Raw genomic sequence first — 423 nt, 5'->3', positions numbered from 1 at the left:
GGGGATGCCGACCTGGGCGGCGACGGATTGGGCGGCGGCGCGGTTGTCGCCGGTGAGCAGGAGGGGGCGCAGGCCCAGGGCGCGGAGTTCGGCGACGGCCTGGGCGCTGGTGGGCTTGACGGCGTCGGCGACCTCCAGGACGGCCCGGGCCGCGCCGTCCCAGCCGACCGCGACGGCGGTCCGTCCGGCCCGTTCGGCCGCGGCCTTGGCGGCGGCGAGGGCCGGCGGCAGGGGCTGCGCCCAGTCGGCGAGCAGCGCCTCGCGTCCGGCGACCACGGCGTGTCCGTCGACGACGCCCTGCACGCCCAGGCCGGGGAGGTTCTCGAAGCCTTCGACGGGGGCGGGTGTGCCGAAGCGTTCCTGGGCGGCGGTGGCGACGGCTCGGGCGATGGGGTGTTCGGAGGCGTGTTCGAGGGCGCCGGC

1 protein-coding gene is annotated in these 423 nt (G+C 78.7%); it reads right to left on the bottom strand.

Translation table 11 applies throughout. The features are described from left to right. On the bottom strand, window positions 1-423 hold a 423-nt coding region (locus tag OO57_RS38020), incomplete at both ends, for an HAD family hydrolase (protein ID WP_033257498.1).

The organism is Kitasatospora phosalacinea, assembly GCF_000717185.1.
In the GTDB taxonomy this organism is placed as follows: Bacteria; Actinomycetota; Actinomycetes; order Streptomycetales; family Streptomycetaceae; genus Kitasatospora; species Kitasatospora phosalacinea_A.
Note: the sequence above shows the minus strand (reverse complement) of the source record. Positions and strands in the feature narration are given on the sequence as shown.